Raw genomic sequence first — 17,595 nt, 5'->3', positions numbered from 1 at the left:
ACATGTTCAATCGATTTAGATGAACCTGCGCGGAGTTACCCTGCGGCAATTTGACAGTTCAGGCCGCCAGTGCCGCCTCCGGCGGAACCTTGGCTCCCGTCATGAAGGCCACGGCATCCGACATCGTATATTGCTTGGGATCGATGACGCAGAGGCGACGGCCCAGCCGGTGGATGTGGATGCGGTCGGCGACTTCGAAGACATGCGGCATGTTGTGCGAGATCAGCACGATCGGCAGCCCGCGCCTCTTGACGTCAAGCATCAACTCAAGCACACGGCGGCTTTCCTTGACGCCGAGGGCGGCGGTCGGCTCGTCCATGATGACGACGCGGCTGCCAAAAGCGGCGGCGCGCGCCACCGCAACGCCCTGGCGCTGACCGCCGGAGAGCGTTTCGACGGGCTGGTTGATGTTCTGGATGGTCATCAGCCCCAGTTCGGAGAGCTTTTCACGGGCGATCCTCTGCATCGCCGAGCGGTCGAGCCTTCGCAGCCACTGTCCGACAAAGCCCGGTTTGCGGATCTCGCGGCCGAGAAACATATTGTCGGCGATCGATAACGCTGGGGACAGCGCAAGGTTCTGGTAGACGGTCTCGATGCCGGCCACACGCGCCTCGATCGGTGAGCGGAAATGCACCGGCTGGCCATTGAGTTCGATCGTGCCTGAGTCCGGAATCACCGCCCCACATAGCGCCTTGACCAGCGTCGACTTGCCGGCGCCGTTGTCGCCGATGACAGCGAGGATTTCGCCTGGCAACAGGTCGAAATCGGCATTATCGAGGGCGACAACCCTGCCGTAGCGCTTATTGAGGCCTCTAGCTTGGAGAACCGGAGTAACGTTCATGCCGAAATTCTCCTGATCCATTGGTCGATGGTGACAGCAACGATGATTAGCACGCCCACGGCGAAGTCCTGCCACAGCAACTCAAGCCCCGAAAGCGCAAGGCCGTTGCGGAAGACGCCGACGATCAAGGCGCCGATCAGCGTTCCGACGATCGAGCCGCGGCCGCCAAACAGGGAGGTGCCGCCGATCACGACAGCGGTGATGGAGTCGAGGTTTGCGGTCTGGCCAGCCTGCGGGCTTACGCCACCGATGCGCCCGATCAGCACCCAGGCGGCGATCGCGCAGATGAAACCGGCGAGCCCGTACACGGCGATCAGGGTCCGTTTGGTGTTGATACCGGCCAGTCTGGCTGCATCCGGATCATCACCAGTGGCGTAGATGTGTCGACCCAACGCCGTTCTGTTCAGCACGTACCAAATAACGAACGCCAGGATCAACATGACCAGCGAACCATAGGTCAGCACCCAGCCTTTCAAAAAGGTCCAGTCGAGCCCGAGCGTTTTTGAGAAGAAATCATAAGGTTTGAAGATCGTACCCGTCCACTGCAGGAATGGCGCCGCCGCCTCCATGTCCTGCTGGCGAATGGTTTCGCTCTGGGAATACCAAACGTTCAGCGCGCCAAAAATGCTCCAGGTGCCAAGCGTGACAATAAAGGGCGGCAAGCGCAGCATCGTCACGATCAGGCCGTTGACGACGCCGCATGCCAGACCGCAGAGCAACCCGAGCGGAAATGCGATCAATACCGGAACGCCGTAGACGACCGCGGTCCGCCCCATCACCACCGAGCACAGGATCATGATAGCGCCGACGGACAGGTCGATTCCGGCCGTAAGGATTATCAGCGTCTGCGCCACACCGAGCACAGCGATGATCGTCACCTGCTGCAGCACCAACGAAAAGTTGAACGGAGCAAAAAACTTGTCCGGCGCTGCAATCGAAAAGATGACCACACCCAACAGCAGAACGAAAAAGGGAATGGACGTGGGAAATTGATGAAGGAAGGCCTGGAGGCGGCGGATCGCGCCGGCATCCGACTCATCAAAACTGGCCAGGGCTTCGGTGGCACCCTTCAGCCCGCGTTCGGCGGTGACCGAACCCGCGGTATCGTCGCTCATCAGGCAATCCTCCCCAACGCCTCGCTGTCAGGGGGCGCCACGTGCGCCCCCTTTGAGTTCTGGACAATAGTCTTCATGGAACGATGTTGAAAGGCGCTCAGCCCCAGCAGAGCTTCAGGCCTTCCTCGACCGAGATCGACGTCACGCCCTCAACCGGCTTGGCTGTAATGAGTTGCGCACCGGTGTCGAGGAAGCCCATCTTCGGGTCGATATCCGGAATCTTGCCCGAGACGATCGCCTCTAGAGCCATCGCCGCCATCTTCAGCGGATACTGCTGGCTGGTCGCGCCGATTACGCCTGCCTGAACGTTCTTCACGCCAGGGCAACCACCGTCGATCGAAACGATCATCACGCTGCCGTCATCCTTGCCTACTGCCTTGAGCGCTTCCCACGCACCGGCCGCGGCGGGCTCGTTGATTGTGTAGACCACGTTTACATCCGGGCACTTCTGCAGCGCGTTCTCCATCGCCGTGCGGCCCTTCTCCTGGTCGCCTTGGCTGATTTCGTGATCGCAGATACGCTTGTCGTCTTCGTCGCCGTATTTGTTGGGATCCTTCACGTCGATCCCGAAGCCCTGCATGAAGCCCTGATCGCGCAGAAAATCGACGGTCGGCTGGTTGGTCGCGAGATCGAGAAATACGATCTTGGCGTCCGCTGCCTTGTCGCCCAGGGTCTTGGCAGCCCACTGACCGATCAGCATGCCGGCCTTGCGGTTATCGGTCGCAAAGGTCGCGTCCGCAGCGTCCATCGGATCGAGCGGCGTATCGAGCACAATCACCTTGAGGCCTGCGTCGCGCGCCTTCTTGATGGTCGGCACAATCGCCTTCGAGTCGCTCGGCACGATGGCAAAACCCTTGGCGCCGGCCGAGATCAGGTTCTCGATCGCCGCCACCTGGCCGTCATTGTCGCCATCGAACTTGCCGGCGGCGGCGATCAGGGTAACGCCAAGTTCCTTAGCCTTGGCCTGAGCGCCCTCACGCATTTTCACAAAGAACGGATTGGTTTCGGTCTTGGTAATCAGGCCGACGGTATCGGCCGCATACGAGGCGCCTGCCATCGCGCCGTAAAAGGCAAGGCCGGCAACAGCCGCCTTCATGATATTCCATTTACCCATGACTTCCTCCCAATGATGCATTTTCGGGTGCCGGCCAACCGGCCTCCATGGCATCCACGACATTCTCCCAGCATGGACGCCTTATCGCAACAGACACCAGTCGACGATTGCTGTCAATAATTAAATCACTCTTATTTATTATTGACAGCCTTGCGCCATTCACCCATTCTGACCCAAAAGCAGTGAGGGGAAACGACGGGAGGAACAAAGGTGGAGACCGGCATTGCGAGGCACGGTTCGCCTGAGGCAGCCGAGAGCCGTCTGCACCGTGGCACCAACCAGAGCGGCATGCGGGACCACAACGAGCGGTTGGTGCTCTCGCTGGTGCGCCAGCACGGCAGCCTGGCGAAGTCCGACATCGCCCGCATGACCGGGCTTTCGGCGCAGACGGTTTCGGTCATCATGCGCGAACTGGAGGAAGAAGGCCTCCTGCTGCGGCAGGCGCCGTTGCGCGGCAAGATCGGCCAACCCTCGATCCCGATGGCGCTCAACCCCGACGGCGCCTACTTCATTGGCCTGAAGATCGGCCGCCGCAGCGCCGAACTCGTGCTGATCGACTTCCTTGGCCAAGTCCGGTCGATGCTGCAGCATTCCTACCGCTACCCGGCGCCACGCGAGACCGTGGAGTTCGTCACCACCGGAATGAAGAAGATGCGTGGCGAGCTGACGCCCGCGCAGGACAAGCGCATCGCCGGTCTTGGCATCGCCATGCCGTTCGAATTGTGGAACTGGGCCGATACCGCAGGCGCCCCGCGCGACGCCATGGACGAATGGCGTCATCGCGACATCAGGGCGGACATCCAGGCACAGTGCGATTTTCCGGTTTACCTGCAGAACGATGCGACTTCGGCCTGCGGCGCTGAACTCGTCTTCGGCCAGACCGGTGCTGCTCGCGACTTCGTTTATTTTTACATCGGCGCCTTTGCCGGTGGCGGCATCGTGCTGAATGGCCGGCTTTTCGGCGGGCCAACCGGCAATGCCGGAGCACTCGGCTCGATGCCCGTGCCGGGGCCGAATGGCAAGCCGACCCAGCTGATCGATGTGGCGTCCATCGCCATGCTCGAAAAGGCTCTCAATGCGCGCGGCGTCGAGGCTTCGCATTTGTGGACATCGCCGGAAGACTGGGGCGAGATCGGCCCCGAACTCGATGACTGGATTGCCAGCGCCTCGCGGGCGCTCGCCTATGCAATCGTTGCCGCGTCCTCGGTCATCGATTTCGAAGCAGCGGTGATCGACGGATGGATGCCGAAGGCAGTGCGCCGCCGGCTGGTCGACGCCATCATCGCGGCCATCGCCACGATCGACGGAGAAGGCCTGAAGCTCCCAGCCGTCCGCGAGGGAACCGTCGGCATCCATGCCCGGGCGCTCGGCGGCGCCAGCCTGCCGCTCTCCGAGCGCTTCCTGATCGGTTCGACGACGATTTCCAGGAGTGCCTGATGCTGATCGGGATCCCGGCGCTGCTTGGTCCGGAGCTTCTGGCGACGTTGCGCGCCATGGGCCATGGCGACGAGATCGCCATTGTCGACGGAAACTATCCGGCGGAAGAGCAGGCCAACCGGCTCATCCGAGCCGACGGTCATCATCTCCTGCCGGTGCTCGACGCGATCTTGAGCGTGCTGCCGGTCGACGATGCCGTGCCAGAGGCGCTGTTTCGCGCCTCGGTCAAGGGAGATCCCTCTCTTGCCGATCCCGTGCATCACGAGATCGAGGCGCTATGCGCAAAACGCGCGCCCGGCCGCAAGGTGGTTGCGCTGGCCGGCGCCGACTTCTATGCACGGGTCAAATCGGCACACGCCATCGTCGCGACAAGCGAGCCGCGGCTCTACGCCAACATCATCATCCGCAAGGGCGTGATCTATCCGCCGGAGACCAGGAAGCCATGATCCTCTGCTGCGGCGAAGCCCTCATCGACATGCTGCCGCGCACGACGACCAACGGCGAGCCGGCCTTTGCCCCTTATGTCGGCGGCRCCGTGTTCAACACGGCCATCGCGCTCGGGCGGCTGGGCGCGCCGGCCGGATTCTTTTCCGGCCTGTCGTCGGATCTGTTCGGCGGTCAGTTCAGGGATGCGCTTGGGGCGAGCAAGGTCAGCTCCACCTATGCGCACACGTCACCACGGCCAACGACGCTTGCTTTCGTCAAGCTGGACAACGGCCAGGCGACCTACACGTTCTATGATGAAAACACCGCCGGCCGCATGCTGACCGTCGACGACCTGCCGCAGCTCGGCAACGAGATCGAAGCCATGCTGTTTGGCGCCATCAGCCTGATCTCCGAGCCGGCCGGCAGTGCCTATGAGGAGTTCATGAAGCGCGAGCATGACAGCCGCGTCATGATGCTCGACCCCAACATTCGGCCGAACTTCATCCCTGACAAGGCCAAGCACCTCAGGCGCATCCGCGCCATGATGGCGATGGCCGATATCGTGAAACTGTCGGATGAGGACCTGAACTGGTTCGGCGAAGCCGGATCGCACGAGGATGTCATCCGCAACTGGCTCGACCGCGGCCCGAAGCTGATCGTCGTCACGCGTGGCAGCGAGGGCGCCATCGGCTACACCAAGGAACACGCCGTGACGGTGATGACGGAGAAGGTCAAGGTGGTCGACACGGTCGGGGCCGGCGACACGTTCAATGCCGGCATCCTCGCTTCGCTGCAGGAACAAGGCCTGYTGACAAAGACGGCAATCGCCGGCCTTTCGCAGGACGCCATCGGCAAGGCACTGGCGCTTGGCAACAAGGCGGCGGCCGTGACCGTCTCGCGGGCCGGCGCCAATCCGCCCTGGCGGCATGAGATCGCCTGACCAGGTCTCGAAGGGCTAAAGACAGATCGGGCTTCTCGATCACTTTATGTTTCGCAGGGCCGATCTCAGGGATTATCAAGGTGGGATCGGGCCCGACGAAAGCCGGATTTCCGGCATATCGCGAAGAACACGCCGGAAAATACAGGTAACAGACTGCGACACTTGCGCAATTCGCGGTTTTGCTCCTGCGGCTTTCTCGCCCGGCACAACTCTGATACCAGCGGCCGGTTATCTGGCTAACCCGTTTTGAGGCCGACATGCAGTTCATCGATCTTGGCGCGCAGCGCGAACGAATCCGCGACCGGCTGAAGGCCGCGATCGACCGTGTCGTCGAAGAAGGCCGCTATATACTCGGCCCGCAAGTCACCGAATTCGAGAACAAGCTCGCCGCCTATGTCGGCACCAAGCATGTCGTGGCCTGCGCCAACGGCACCGATGCGCTGCTGTTGCCGCTGTTTGCGGCCGGCGTAGGCCCGGGTGACGCGGTATTCGTGCCAAGCTTCACTTTCGCCGCCACGGCCGAAGTGGTGGCGTTGGCCAAGGCAGAGCCGGTGTTCGTCGATGTCGATCCGCACAGCTACAACATCGACATTGCCAGCCTCGAGGCGGCCATCGCCATGATCAAGAAAGAAGGCCGGCTGAAGCCGAAGGCGATCATTCCCGTCGATCTGTTCGGCCTTGCCGCCGACTACGATGCCATCATGGCGATCGCCAACCGCGAAGGGCTGATGGTGATCGAGGATGCCGCCCAGTCGATGGGCGGCTCGAGCGACGGCAAGATGTGCGGCTCGTTCGGCACGGTCGGCTCGACCAGCTTCTACCCGGCAAAGCCGCTCGGCTGCTATGGCGACGGCGGCGCGATGTTCACCAATGACGATGCGCTGGCGGAGCAGCTCAGGTCGTTCGCCTTCCACGGCAAGGGCGAGACGCAGTACGACAATGTCCGTGTCGGCATCAATTCGCGGCTCGACACCCTACAGGCGGCGATCCTGATCGAGAAGCTGGCCATCCTCGAAGACGAGATGTTGGCCCGCCAGGTGGTGGCCAACCGCTACGCCGAAGGGCTTGGCGATATCGTCACCGCGGCCCGCAATCTGGACGGCAGCCGGTCGGCCTGGGCACAGTATGCGATCGAGACGCCCAAGCGCGACGGGCTGAAGGCGCATCTCGGCGAAAAGGGCATTCCATCGGTCATCTATTATGTGAAGCCGCTGCATACCCAAGTTGCTTATCGCGACTACCCGCGCACGCCGACCGGCCTTGCCGTGTCGGAGGACCTGCCGAAGCGGATCCTGTGCCTGCCGATGCACCCCTATCTCGGCGAAGCCGACCAGGACCGGATCATCGAGACGATCCGCAACTATATCGGCTCGAATTCGGCACAGGCGGCAGCCGAGTAAGCTGCCAGCCCGCCTCAGCTGCGGCTGGCCTCGCCTGCCCTGCTGCTGGCGCCAACTTTGCCGCTGGCAATGAAATGCGGATTGGCGAAATCCTCGTCATCGCTCTGCTGGCGCTTGCCGTAGACCAGGGGCTGGCCGTCCAGCGTGCGCGTCATGCCGCCGGCCGCGCGCAGCACGGCATCGCCCGCCGCCGTGTCCCATTCCATGGTGCGGCCGAAGCGCGGATAGACATCCGCTTCGGCGCTGGCGAGAAGACAGAATTTCAAGGACGAGCCGACCGAGACGATCTCGGCAGCACCGAGGTCGCGAATATAGGCCTCGGTTTCCGGTGTGTTGTGGGAGCGGCTGGCGACGACGGCCAATGGTTCCACGGCCGTCCGCACTGAGATCGGCCGGCGGCCTGTGATCCGGTAGTCGTTGTCGACCTCGATGGCTTCCGCCCTGCCCGGCCGGCCCGAAAAAAAACGGCCGCTGCAGGGCGCGAAGACGACACCGACTTCCGGCACGCCATGGCGGACCAGCGCGATGTTGACGGTGAAATCGGTGCGGCGGTTGACGAATTCCTTGGTGCCGTCGAGCGGATCGATGAGAAAGAACGGGCCATCCAGATCCGGCGGCACGATGCCGGCGGATGCTTCCTCCTCGGCCACGCAGGGGATGTCGGGAAATGCGGCGCGCAGCCCGGCGAGAATGATCTTTTCGCTCTCGCGGTCCGCCTCGGTCACCGGCGAGGCGTCGGACTTGCGGTCGACCGCGCAGCCGGCATGGAAGACACGCATGACCTCGCGGCCGGCCGCCAGGGCCAGCCGCTCGAAGATTTCGAGCATCAGCCTGTCGTCAGATGCCGCCGCCGTTGTCGTATTGGTCTTCGGCAATGTCGCGCTCGTTCAGCCAGTGTTCCAGGGCGTCTACCATCTGTTCGGCCGATTTGCCGAGCGTCTGCAGATGGATTTCCGGTTTTTCCGGCGCTTCGTAGGGTGAATCCACGCCAGTGAAGTTCTTGATCTCGCCATTCAGCGCGCGGGCATAGAGGCCCTTCGGGTCGCGCCTGGCGCATTCCTCGAAGGGCGTGTCGACAAACACCTCGATGAATTCGCCGTCGGCCATCAATTCGCGCGCCATGCGCCGCTCGGCGCTGAACGGCGAAATGAACGAGACAATGACAATCAATCCGGCATCGGCCATCAAACGCGCCACTTCGGCGACGCGGCGGATGTTCTCGACGCGATCGGCGTCGGTGAAACCAAGATCGCGGTTGAGGCCGTGACGGACGTTGTCGCCGTCCAGGATGTAGGTGTGGCGGCCGGTGGCGAACAGCTTCTTTTCGAACAGGTTGGCGATGGTCGACTTGCCGGAGCCCGACAGTCCGGTGAACCAGAACACGGCGGGCCGCTGGTTCTTCATGTCGGCACGCACGCGCTTGCCGACATCGAGCGATTGCCAATGGATGTTCTCGGCCCGGCGCAGCGAGTGCAGGATCATGCCTGCGCCGACCGTGGCGTTGCTGATGCGGTCGATCAGGATGAAGGCGCCGGTGGTGCGGTTCTCGGCGAAGGTATCGAAGGCGATCGGCGTCCGTGTCGAGATGTTGCAAATGCCGACTTCGTTCATGTCAAGCGACTTGGCCGCTTCATGGGCGAAGTCGTTGACGTTGATCCGGTACTTCAGGTCGGTGACGGTGGCGCTGGTCTGATCGGTCTCGGTGCGCAGGATGTAGGAGCGGCCGGGCAGCAGCGCATGCTCGTCGAACCAGACGATGTTGGCGGCGAACTGGTCGGCGACCTGCGGCCGTGCGGCCGGCGAAACCAGCATGTTGCCGCGCGAGATCTCGACCTCGTCGTCCAGGACGAGCGTAATGGCCTGGCCGGCGGCCGCCTGGGCCAGGTCGCCGCCATAGGAGACAATCCGCTTGACGCGCGAGGATTTGCCGGACTTGGCGACGACGACCTCGTCACCGGGTGCAACCGAACCGGACGCGATCGTGCCGGCAAAGCCGCGAAAGTCGAGATTGGGGCGGTTGACATACTGGACCGGGAAACGGAACGGCAGTTCGACCACTGCTTCCTCGACGGAGACGGTTTCGAGATGCTCGATCAGCGTCGGACCAGAATACCATGCCATGCTGTCCGAGCGGCTGGTGACGTTGTCGCCGTAGCGGGCTGACATCGGGATCGGCACGATGGTCTGGAAGCCGAGATCGCGCGAGAATTGGCCGTAGGCCTCGGTGATGCGTTCGAAGACCGCCTGGTCGAACCCGACGAGATCGATCTTGTTGACCGCCAGCACGATGTGGCGGATGCCGAGCAGCGAGGCGATGATCGAGTGACGTCTCGTCTGCGGCAATACCCCTTGCCGGGCATCGATCAGCACGATCGCCAGGTCGGCGGTCGAGGCGCCGGTCGCCATGTTGCGCGTGTATTGTTCGTGGCCGGGCGTGTCGGCAACGATGAACTTGCGCTTCGGCGTGGCGAAGAAGCGGTAGGCGACGTCGATAGTGATGCCTTGCTCGCGCTCCGCCTCGAGACCATCGACCAGGAGGGCGAAATCGATGTCGTCGCCGGTCGTGCCGTGTTTGCGCGAATCGCGTTCGAGCGCGGCGAGCTGGTCCTCGAAAATCTGCTTGGTGTCCGACAGCAGGCGCCCGATCAGCGTCGACTTGCCGTCATCGACCGAACCGCAGGTCAGGAAACGCAGCAGCGACTTCTTCTCCTGCGCCGCCAGGTAGTCGCGGACGCCGTCGGTGGGTGCGAGGCTCTTTGCCATGATGTGGCGCATGGTCAGAAATACCCCTCGCGCTTCTTCTTTTCCATAGAGCCGGCTTCATCGCGGTCGATCAGGCGACCCTGCCGTTCGGAGGTGCGCGCGGTCAGCATTTCGCCGACGATGGCTTCCAGCGTGTCGGCATCCGATTCGATGGCGCCGGTCAGCGGATAGCAGCCGAGCGTGCGGAACCGCACAAGCCGGTTCTCCACCGTCTCGCCGGGACGCAGTTTCATGCGCTCGTCGTCCCGCAGGATCAGCATGCCGTCGCGCTCGACCACCGGCCGCTGCTTGGCGAAATAGAGCGGCACGATCGGGATGCTTTCCTGCAGAATATACTGCCAGATGTCGAGCTCGGTCCAATTCGACAGCGGGAAGACGCGGATCGATTCACCCGATGCGATGCGGGTGTTGAATATCTTCCACATCTCGGGCCGCTGGTTCTTCGGGTCCCACACGTGCTGCGCGTTGCGGAAGGAGAATATGCGCTCCTTGGCGCGCGATTTCTCCTCGTCGCGACGGGCGCCGCCAAAGGCCGCGTCGAAACCGTATTTGTCGAGCGCCTGGCGCAACGCCACGGTCTTCATCACATGGGTGTGGGTGTTCGAACCGTGATCGAACGGATTGATGTTATCGCGCACGCCGTCTTCATTGACATGAACCAGCAGATCGAAACCGAGTTTCTGCGCCATCTGATCGCGAAAAGCGATCATCTCGCGGAACTTCCATGTCGTGTCGACGTGGAGGAAAGGGAATGGCGGCTTGGCGGGATAAAACGCCTTCATCGCCAGATGCATCAGCACCGAAGAGTCCTTGCCAACGGAATAGAGCATGACAGGCTTGGCGAAGGCAGCCGCAACCTCGCGGAAGATATGGATGGACTCGGCTTCAAGCCGTTGAAGATGCGTAAGCGCAATGGTCATGGACTGTAAGCGTTCTTTCGTGCCTTCCGACAGAAGACCTTGCCTCAAATCATCGGGCTTTTTGCGCCCGGTTCAAGCCTTGCTTCTGGACAATCTCTCTCGTGCCGGCGTTCTAGCAGATCGCCGTTGGAGAGAACAATGCTGGACTGGCCCCGCGGCGCACGGTTCGGGAATGAATTTTCCATGGGCGCGGCAAAACCCGGAAATTCCTGCTCACAGGGCAAGCCGCTAGGAAAAGCGAGGGAAAATATTGCCTGGCTGAACATGCAAATTGCTACGTGAGAGCCTCACCCAGGCCATCGTCGGTGGCCATCGATTTCTGGCGGCAATCCTACCTTGCCGCACTATCGAAAAAAGGGCCAAGCCGCTATACCGGCTGCTGAAGACGAGCACGACGCATGATGGAACACGTGCTATTTCGAGGCGATATCCGTTGCCGCCGACGACACCTATCGCTCCCAGAGAATTGTGACCTAGAGCATTGAACCGGTTTTCATCGATAAGACAGCAATTCACTGCCTCGCGGGTGAATGTCTACTTCTCCATCCTTTGCTTCTTTTTTCCACCGGTTCTGGGATCGTTGGTCAGTTTTGTGTTCAATGGCGGAGCCCTCGCCTCCCTCGCGCTGATTGCCGCCGGGAAAAGGCGCTTCAACATCGACCGGCCCATGATCTGGCTGACGGTCGCGATCTATGCCTATTGCGCGGCCAATCTCATGGCTTCCATCGTCAACAATGCGTTCGCCAGAGATGCGCCACACCTGATCCCGCTCGTTACCTTCCTGTTTTTCCCAATCTCCTATTCGACCTGGAGCATCACGCAGAAAGCCACGCTTGCCCGTACTATCGTGCTCAGCAGCATGGCCGCCTGTTTTGTCGCACTGCTGATGGCCGTCATCCAGCAATATTGGATTGGGGTCAGGGCCGAGGGCGGGGCCGGCAATCCGATCGTCTTCGCAACCGTCGTCTGCCTTGCCGTGGTGGTCTGCGTGGCCGGTGCCTTGTCAGGCATAGAGCGAGCCCGAAACCCCCTCTTCTACGCCGCACTGGCCGGGACGATCGCCATCATCTATTCCGGTTCGCGTATTGTCTGGCTGGCGCTGCTGATTGCCGGCATCGCTGTTCTTTTGATCAACCATCAGAGGCTCAGAGGCAGGAATGCCGTTCGCGTGCTGCTGCTGCTAACGGCAGTCGGTGTCGTCATCGCGGCTTTCGGCTCCCAGGCGATATCCGGGCGCGTCGACTTTCTGCGCTCCGATTGGGATGCGCTTGGGACCCACGACAACTACGACACCTCGTTGGGGATACGTGTTGCCCTTTGGGACATCGGCCTCAAGGCATTCCATGACATGCCGGTGTTCGGACATGGCGTGGGCGCGAGCCAGCTTCTGATCAAGCAGGGCTTTCATGACCAGTTCGCAATGGACACAGGCTTCAACCATTTCCACAACGGCTTCCTGACCGCCTTGGTGCAAGCAGGAATTCTGGGCGCCATGACGCTGGCGGCGATCTTTGTCTTTGCCGCTGGAAATGCCGTCCGGGTCTTGCAAGACAGCCGCGATCCGGTCGAACGGTTCGGCGCGACCATGATTGTCATCGTTGTGATCACCTATCTCACAGCCGGGATGACAGGCATCCTGATCGGCCATGACATTCTAGACTCCGTGCTGATGGTCTTCCTGGTGTGCGGGACATATCTTGCCTCCGGACGTCAGGCTCCGTTGGCGGAAGGGCAAGTACTTCCACCAGAGGTGGAAGGACAGGCGCTTCCACCAGCCACCCAAGAGCTGTCGCGAGCAAGGCAATGAGAGTCCTGGTGACAGGTGCGGCAGGTTTCATCGGACGTCTTGTCGTGCACCACCTTCGCGACGCAGGTGCCGAGCTTCGCCTCGCCTCCCGTCACCCGGAGAGGCTGGGTTCGGGAAGCGAAGCTGTGGCGATGCCCGGTTTCGATGCGCCTGCCGCGGCCTTCCTGGCGCTGACCAGGGATGTGACCCATGTCGTCCATTGCGCCGGCCTCAACAATGATCAGGGCGACGCCACCGAAGCCGATTATCGGGCGGCCAATGTGGAATTGAGCGCGCGGCTGGCGCAGGCAGCGGCCGCGCAGGTCAGCGGACGTTTCATCCACCTCTCGTCGATCCGCGCCGTGATCGGCGCTCGCGCCAGCGCAACGATCGACGAGAACACGCTTCCTGCCCCGCAATGCGTCTATGGGCGCTCGAAGCGCGAAGCCGAAATCAAGGTTCTGAGCGCCTATGCGTCGCACGGCCGTTCCGATGCCGCCGTGTTGCGCCTGCCTCCGGTCTATGGAAGCGGCATGAGGGGAAACCTGGCGACGCTGATGCGCCTGGCCGATACGGCGCTGCCGCTGCCGACAGGCGCCTTGGCGGGAATCCGCTCGCTGATGTCCTCCGAAGCCGCGGCGCGAGCCGTGTCGCACCTGCTGAGCCATTCGGAACCGCTTCGCCCGATCTATGTCGGCGCTGATGTGCCACCGGTCACGGTCGCTGCCGTCATTGCCGCCTTTCGCAGGGGTTTCGGACGGCCGACGCGCCTGATCACGGTGCCGGCCGGCCTGATGCGGCCGGCCGCGGCCGTACTGGGCAAGCGGGCGTTTTGGGACAGCATGACCGCGACGCAGATATGCGACCCTTCGCTGCTGATATCGCAGGGCTGGGCACCGGAAACCGGTACGCTGGAGCGGCTAGCCGAACTCGCGCGGCTCCGTGAACGTCGACTTCTCGCTTGACCATGACCTCTTCCCAAAACCGGCTTCGGTTTTTGAGATCATGGCCTGCTCAGCTTCGATAGAGCGTTCCAAACAGGATCCGAAGGTCGAGCCAGAACGATGCCGTGCTGAGATAGGCGGCATCGGTTTTGGCCAAAAGCTCGGGGTTCGACATGTCGATGCCCCTGATCTGGGCGAGACCTGTTATGCCTGGAAGTGCCGCCAAGACCCCCAGCCGCCTGCGATACTCGATCAATTCCGTTTGCGTCGGCAGACAGGGACGCGGCCCAACCAGGCTCATCTCGCCCTTCAGAACGTTCCAGAACTGGGGCAACTCGTCGAGCTTGAATTTCCGCAAGACCTTGCCAACCGAGGTGACGGAATTCGTAGGCGCCTCATGCGTGGGCAATGACGGCGTTCCAACATACATCGTGCGCAATTTGTGACAGCGAAAAAGCAGGCCGTCGCGACCGACCCGCGTCTGCGAAAAAATGGCCGGACCAGGCGATGATGCGCGAACGGCAAGGAAGGCGAGCACGAGAACAGGCGATGTGATCACCAGCAGCAGAGCCGCGCCGGCAAGATCGAAGATTTGCTTGGTTGCCTTCATGAACGGCCGATAGCGCTCCCTGCCAAAGCCCCGAGACAACGCCGCAGACGAAGCCCGTCAATACGGTCGACGTAGCATGAGGTCATCTCCTGGCCAAGCACACCATGCATCCGTTCGATGCTCAGATGCGCCCCAGGATGAATGCGAGATAGAGCCCCAGGGTGCCGGCAAGTGTCTGCCGATAGACCCCGCTTTTGCGCAAGCCGCCCAAACGCTGGAAAAGATTGCCCTGCCGCCCTTTTGTGAACAGGTCGACGCACGCCGCTGCATCCTCGGTCAGCAGGTCTCGGTTGACGGCAAGTCCGTCAAGATTGCGATCCGTCCAGCCGGCAAAGTCGCCCTTGAACAGACGGCCAAGCCGGGAGACCCTCGCCCTCCACGATACGTTGGCGCCAACCAGGTTTGCCGCATGCTGACGGTAGCGCACCAGCGGCCGCGGATCGTAGCGGACGATGCCGCCGGCGGCGGTCACGATGAGATAGGCCCACCAGTCGTGGCTGACGAACTCGGTTTGCGCTGAGGCCCTGGCCAGCAGGTCGCGGGCCGCGGCGTTGAGCAGGATGGTGTTGCCGCCGGCGATGCTTTGCACAAGCGCGTTGCGAAAGGATGGCGCCCGGCGAAACAGCGGCGAATGGCCGACGAGGCTTCCGGATTCGGTCATGGTCGCGGTTCGCGAGCAAAACATCAGCGGGATTCTTGCGTCATAAGCCTGCATCCAGCGGACAGCGCTCTCCAGCCGGTCGGGCTCCCAGATATCGTCCTGGTCACAGAAGGCATAGCAGTCCGCATCGATACGCCGATCAAGGATCATCGACCGGAAATTGGGGGCGAAGCCTTGCCGCGGCCCTTCCACCAGGGTCACTCGACCCTTGGGCCAGCGGGATTTCCACGTCTCGATGATAGCAATCGTGTCATCGACGGAGCCATCGTCGGAGATCCACAGGTCGATCAGAGGGTGCGACTGCGCGAGCACGGATTGCAGTTGCTCATCGATGAAGGCGGCGCCGTCTTTCGTGCCCATCAGGACTGCGATGCGCGGATCTTCTTTGCTCACGAGCTTCAAACACCCTGCAAATGCCTGGAATGGCTAGAGCGGTTCATCGTTTCACGCAAACGCAGAACCGCTCAATCTCTTGTTTCGACGCAATTCCGGACGGAAAACCGTTTCACACTTTTCCTGGAATTGCTCTATCTCTTTGTTTTGACGCAATTCCGGATCGAAAACCGTTTTCACATTTATCCTGGAATTGCTCTAGGTTTGTCCGATCCACGATCAAGATCGCTTCTGGATCGGGCTAGGTCGCTTGGCGGGCCGTTTTCGGGATCACGGCCTGATGGATGCTCCCCCTGGCCTTCTTGGCCTGGTCAAGGCCTGCCAGCACGGCCAGCGCACCATCCTTGTCCTGGTTCTTGACCGACTGCTGCAGCGCTGTCAGCGCGGCCTGGACATCCGACCATTCCACGACATCCGTGCTCAGGCCGAAGATCTTCGAAATGCCGAGTTCGACGAGTTCCTCATCCTCGCCATGCAGCATTTCGTGGAGTTTCTCGCCCGGCCTTATACCGGTGAACCGGATCGGGATGTCCGTGTAAGGGCTCTTTCCGGACAGGCGGATCATTGTTTCGGCCACTTCAAGGATCGGCACCGGCTTGCCCATGTCGAGCATATAGACGGCATAATCGTCCCCGCTTTGCCGCGATGCGGCATCGGCGGCCGACATGATGACGAGATCGACGGCTTCGGCCACTGTCATGAAATAGCGTGTCATGCGCCGGTCCGTGATGGTGACCGGCCCTCCGGCCTCGATCTGCGCCTGGAATATGGTCGCCACCGAACCGTTGCTGCCAAAGACATTGCCGAAGCGAACGGCCACGAACTTGGTGACCGAACGACGCGCGCCCGGCTCGCTTGTGGGGGGCCCATGCAAGGCGCTGATGATCTGTTCGGCAGCCCGCTTTGTCACGCCAAGCACCGATGAGGGATCCACCGCCTTGTCGCTCGATATCAGGACAAACTGGGCAACCCCGCATTTGGCGGCGACTTCAGCACAGACAAGCGTGCCGAAGACATTGGTCTGGATGGCCGAATCCCAGTTTTCCTCGAGCAGCGGAACATGCTTGAGCGCTGCGGCGTGAAAGACGATGTCCGGTCTGAATTCCGTGACGACACGCGTTATCTGGCGCCGATCCGCGACATCGACGATGCGGACCTTGAGGCGGTCGTGGTCCTTCTCGTCAATGTACTGGCTCAACTGGAAGATGCCGAACTCGGAGTTGTCGGCGACGAGCACCGCCTCCGCCCCCAGTTCCAACGACCGTTTGACCAATGTTCGGCCGATCGACCCGGCACCGCCCGTCACCAGAACGCGCTTGCCGCCAATAAAGGTCCCGATACGCTCGACATCGGAAGGCACTGTCGGGCGGCGTAGGATCGTTTCCATCTCGACCGCGTCGAGAACCAGTTTTCCCTGCTGTTCCAGTTCCGAAAGACCTGAGAACTGCACCACACTTATGTCGCCATGCCGGGCGACGCGGACGAGTTCCGAATACTCCTCGATCTCGTGCTCGGCGCCACTGCCGAAAATCAGCAAGTCCAGGCTTTCGGTGCCTGTCGCATAGTCTTCCAGGACGTCGATCAGCCGCGGTCGGGTCGCCACCACGGGAACACCTTGAATCCGCGTGCCCAATTGTACGGCGCGCTCGGTCGCCATGATCCCGGCGATGGAATAGTCCGCCGGCTCCGCCGTGCGCGTGAAGCGAATGATCAGGTCGGCTTCGCCGAGCCGGCCAACGAACAACGCCTGCTTGGCCTGCGTCTTGCCGGTCTTGGTGCTCAGAATGCCCCAGCTCGCGCCGTCACGCAGGAAGCGGTAGAACAGCCGGGGCGCCGATATGATCGTGAAGGAGACGAGGAAGAAGACGATGAACTGGCGCTCGTTGAGCCCCTGCACAGGCTGGAAGGAACGAGCCAGCATTGACGTGGCGTACAGAGCCAACGTCAAAATTGCGCAGCTCTTCAAGATATTGAAAAAGTCGGGCGTCGAAGCGAAGCGCCAAACGGTCTTGTAGAGACCACAATATCTGAACAGGAGATGGCTGATGACGACAATGCCCCCCCAGGTTCCCAAACCCTGGTTGGAGAGCGGATCGAACGAAAGATTCGACCGCGAAAGCACAAGGCTGAGCGCCACAGCGACAAGGACCATGACCACGTCCTGGACCATGATGAAGGCGCGCCGCATTTCCGGCCTGAGTCCGAATACAGCTTCGAGGTAAGAATTCATTGGACTGCACTAGAC

The 17,595-nt window shown here is 61.6% G+C and carries 16 protein-coding genes; 7 read left to right on the top strand and 9 right to left on the bottom strand.

Translation table 11 applies throughout. The features are described from left to right. Positions 1-58: 58 nt before the first annotated feature. The 3 genes from AC1D0I_RS07870 to AC1D0I_RS07860 all read right to left on the bottom strand — a co-directional run bounded on the left by AC1D0I_RS07870 (position 59) and on the right by AC1D0I_RS07860 (position 3,070). Positions 59-862, bottom strand: a complete 804-nt coding sequence (locus tag AC1D0I_RS07870) for an ATP-binding cassette domain-containing protein (protein WP_477394181.1) — start codon at positions 860-862, stop codon at positions 59-61. Further along, positions 838-1,956 carry an ABC transporter permease gene (locus AC1D0I_RS07865; protein WP_095089737.1) on the bottom strand — a complete coding sequence of 373 codons (1,119 nt, stop codon included), beginning with the start codon at positions 1,954-1,956 and terminating at the stop codon, positions 838-840. The genes AC1D0I_RS07870 and AC1D0I_RS07865 overlap by 25 nt, the downstream gene beginning before the upstream one ends. Before the next feature lie 97 nt (positions 1,957-2,053). Beyond that, on the bottom strand, positions 2,054-3,070 hold the full coding sequence (locus AC1D0I_RS07860; protein WP_457151332.1) for a substrate-binding domain-containing protein: 1,017 nt from the start codon (positions 3,068-3,070) through the stop codon (positions 2,054-2,056). A gap of 210 nt (positions 3,071-3,280) precedes the next feature. On the opposite strand from AC1D0I_RS07860, the gene AC1D0I_RS07855 reads away from it, so the two are divergent. The 4 genes from AC1D0I_RS07855 (at position 3,281) to AC1D0I_RS07840 (ending at position 7,273) form a co-directional block, all read left to right on the top strand. After that, positions 3,281-4,507 (top strand): ROK family transcriptional regulator, encoded by a 1,227-nt coding sequence (locus AC1D0I_RS07855; RefSeq protein ID WP_477394179.1) that lies wholly within the window; start codon positions 3,281-3,283, stop codon positions 4,505-4,507. Then, complete coding sequence (locus AC1D0I_RS07850) at positions 4,507-4,953, top strand: RbsD/FucU family protein (RefSeq protein ID WP_095089731.1); 447 nt, start codon at positions 4,507-4,509, stop codon at positions 4,951-4,953. Before AC1D0I_RS07855 ends, AC1D0I_RS07850 begins: the two co-directional genes overlap by 1 nt. Further along, the gene (locus AC1D0I_RS07845; RefSeq protein WP_477394177.1) at positions 4,950-5,873 is read left to right on the top strand and encodes a carbohydrate kinase family protein; all 924 of its coding nucleotides are present in this window, start codon (positions 4,950-4,952) and stop codon (positions 5,871-5,873) included. Before AC1D0I_RS07850 ends, AC1D0I_RS07845 begins: the two co-directional genes overlap by 4 nt. Before the next feature lie 257 nt (positions 5,874-6,130). Then, a complete protein-coding gene (locus AC1D0I_RS07840) occupies positions 6,131-7,273 on the top strand; it encodes a DegT/DnrJ/EryC1/StrS family aminotransferase (protein WP_477394176.1) in 1,143 nt (380 codons plus the stop codon). A 14-nt stretch (positions 7,274-7,287) separates the two neighbouring features. Here the strand turns inward: AC1D0I_RS07840 and cysQ are convergent, their stop codons facing one another. From cysQ to cysD, 3 genes are read right to left on the bottom strand one after another with little or no spacing between them, the layout of a single operon-like run. Continuing rightward, a complete protein-coding gene (gene cysQ, locus AC1D0I_RS07835; RefSeq protein ID WP_477394224.1) occupies positions 7,288-8,100 on the bottom strand; it encodes a 3'(2'),5'-bisphosphate nucleotidase CysQ in 813 nt (270 codons plus the stop codon). 10 nt (positions 8,101-8,110) lie between these two features. Continuing rightward, on the bottom strand, positions 8,111-10,048 hold the full coding sequence (gene cysN, locus AC1D0I_RS07830) for a sulfate adenylyltransferase subunit CysN (RefSeq protein WP_457151336.1): 1,938 nt from the start codon (positions 10,046-10,048) through the stop codon (positions 8,111-8,113). Between the two features lie 2 nt (positions 10,049-10,050). Then, the gene (cysD, locus tag AC1D0I_RS07825) at positions 10,051-10,956 is read right to left on the bottom strand and encodes a sulfate adenylyltransferase subunit CysD (RefSeq protein WP_477394174.1); all 906 of its coding nucleotides are present in this window, start codon (positions 10,954-10,956) and stop codon (positions 10,051-10,053) included. Positions 10,957-11,094: 138 nt separating this feature from the next. On the opposite strand from cysD, the gene AC1D0I_RS07820 reads away from it, so the two are divergent. From AC1D0I_RS07820 to AC1D0I_RS07810, 3 genes are all read left to right on the top strand, one after another. Continuing rightward, on the top strand, positions 11,095-11,238 hold the full coding sequence (locus AC1D0I_RS07820) for a hypothetical protein (protein WP_167392264.1): 144 nt from the start codon (positions 11,095-11,097) through the stop codon (positions 11,236-11,238). A gap of 199 nt (positions 11,239-11,437) precedes the next feature. Then, positions 11,438-12,763: an O-antigen ligase family protein gene (locus AC1D0I_RS07815; RefSeq protein ID WP_477394172.1), complete on the top strand. Its 1,326-nt coding sequence runs from the start codon at positions 11,438-11,440 to the stop codon at positions 12,761-12,763. After that, positions 12,760-13,707 (top strand): NAD-dependent epimerase/dehydratase family protein, encoded by a 948-nt coding sequence (locus AC1D0I_RS07810; RefSeq protein WP_477394170.1) that lies wholly within the window; start codon positions 12,760-12,762, stop codon positions 13,705-13,707. Before AC1D0I_RS07815 ends, AC1D0I_RS07810 begins: the two co-directional genes overlap by 4 nt. Positions 13,708-13,756: 49 nt before the next feature. On the opposite strand, the gene AC1D0I_RS07805 is transcribed toward AC1D0I_RS07810, so the two are convergent. The 3 genes from AC1D0I_RS07805 to AC1D0I_RS07795 all read right to left on the bottom strand — a co-directional run bounded on the left by AC1D0I_RS07805 (position 13,757) and on the right by AC1D0I_RS07795 (position 17,580). Then, positions 13,757-14,296, bottom strand: coding sequence for a sugar transferase (locus AC1D0I_RS07805; protein ID WP_477394168.1), 540 nt, complete (start codon positions 14,294-14,296; stop codon positions 13,757-13,759). 121 nt (positions 14,297-14,417) lie between these two features. Beyond that, positions 14,418-15,350 (bottom strand): glycosyltransferase family 2 protein, encoded by a 933-nt coding sequence (locus tag AC1D0I_RS07800; protein WP_477394166.1) that lies wholly within the window; start codon positions 15,348-15,350, stop codon positions 14,418-14,420. A 241-nt stretch (positions 15,351-15,591) separates the two neighbouring features. Beyond that, on the bottom strand, positions 15,592-17,580 hold the full coding sequence (locus AC1D0I_RS07795; protein ID WP_477394164.1) for an SDR family NAD(P)-dependent oxidoreductase: 1,989 nt from the start codon (positions 17,578-17,580) through the stop codon (positions 15,592-15,594). Between the last annotated feature and the right edge of the window lie 15 nt (positions 17,581-17,595).

The sequence above is a fragment of the Mesorhizobium sp. P2_D1 genome, assembly GCF_056404455.1.
The sequence above is the reverse complement of the archived record's forward strand: the minus strand, read 5'-3'. Positions and strand labels throughout refer to the sequence as shown.

Excerpts from the sequence above, each read along its gene's own strand:
- AC1D0I_RS07850 (WP_095089731.1), top strand. The coding sequence starts at position 4,507 with ATGCTGATCGGGATCCCGGCGCTGCTTGGTCCGGAGCTTCTGGCGACG.
- cysQ (WP_477394224.1), bottom strand. The coding sequence starts at position 8,100 with ATGCTCGAAATCTTCGAGCGGCTGGCCCTGGCGGCCGGCCGCGAGGTC.
- AC1D0I_RS07805 (WP_477394168.1), bottom strand. The coding sequence starts at position 14,296 with ATGAAGGCAACCAAGCAAATCTTCGATCTTGCCGGCGCGGCTCTGCTG.
- cysD (WP_477394174.1), bottom strand. The coding sequence starts at position 10,956 with ATGACCATTGCGCTTACGCATCTTCAACGGCTTGAAGCCGAGTCCATC.
- AC1D0I_RS07870 (WP_477394181.1), bottom strand. The coding sequence starts at position 862 with ATGGATCAGGAGAATTTCGGCATGAACGTTACTCCGGTTCTCCAAGCT.
- AC1D0I_RS07860 (WP_457151332.1), bottom strand. The coding sequence starts at position 3,070 with ATGGGTAAATGGAATATCATGAAGGCGGCTGTTGCCGGCCTTGCCTTT.
- cysN (WP_457151336.1), bottom strand. The coding sequence starts at position 10,048 with ATGCGCCACATCATGGCAAAGAGCCTCGCACCCACCGACGGCGTCCGC.
- AC1D0I_RS07810 (WP_477394170.1), top strand. The coding sequence starts at position 12,760 with ATGAGAGTCCTGGTGACAGGTGCGGCAGGTTTCATCGGACGTCTTGTC.
- AC1D0I_RS07840 (WP_477394176.1), top strand. The coding sequence starts at position 6,131 with ATGCAGTTCATCGATCTTGGCGCGCAGCGCGAACGAATCCGCGACCGG.
- AC1D0I_RS07820 (WP_167392264.1), top strand. The coding sequence starts at position 11,095 with ATGCTGGACTGGCCCCGCGGCGCACGGTTCGGGAATGAATTTTCCATG.
- AC1D0I_RS07795 (WP_477394164.1), bottom strand. The coding sequence starts at position 17,580 with ATGAATTCTTACCTCGAAGCTGTATTCGGACTCAGGCCGGAAATGCGG.
- AC1D0I_RS07865 (WP_095089737.1), bottom strand. The coding sequence starts at position 1,956 with ATGAGCGACGATACCGCGGGTTCGGTCACCGCCGAACGCGGGCTGAAG.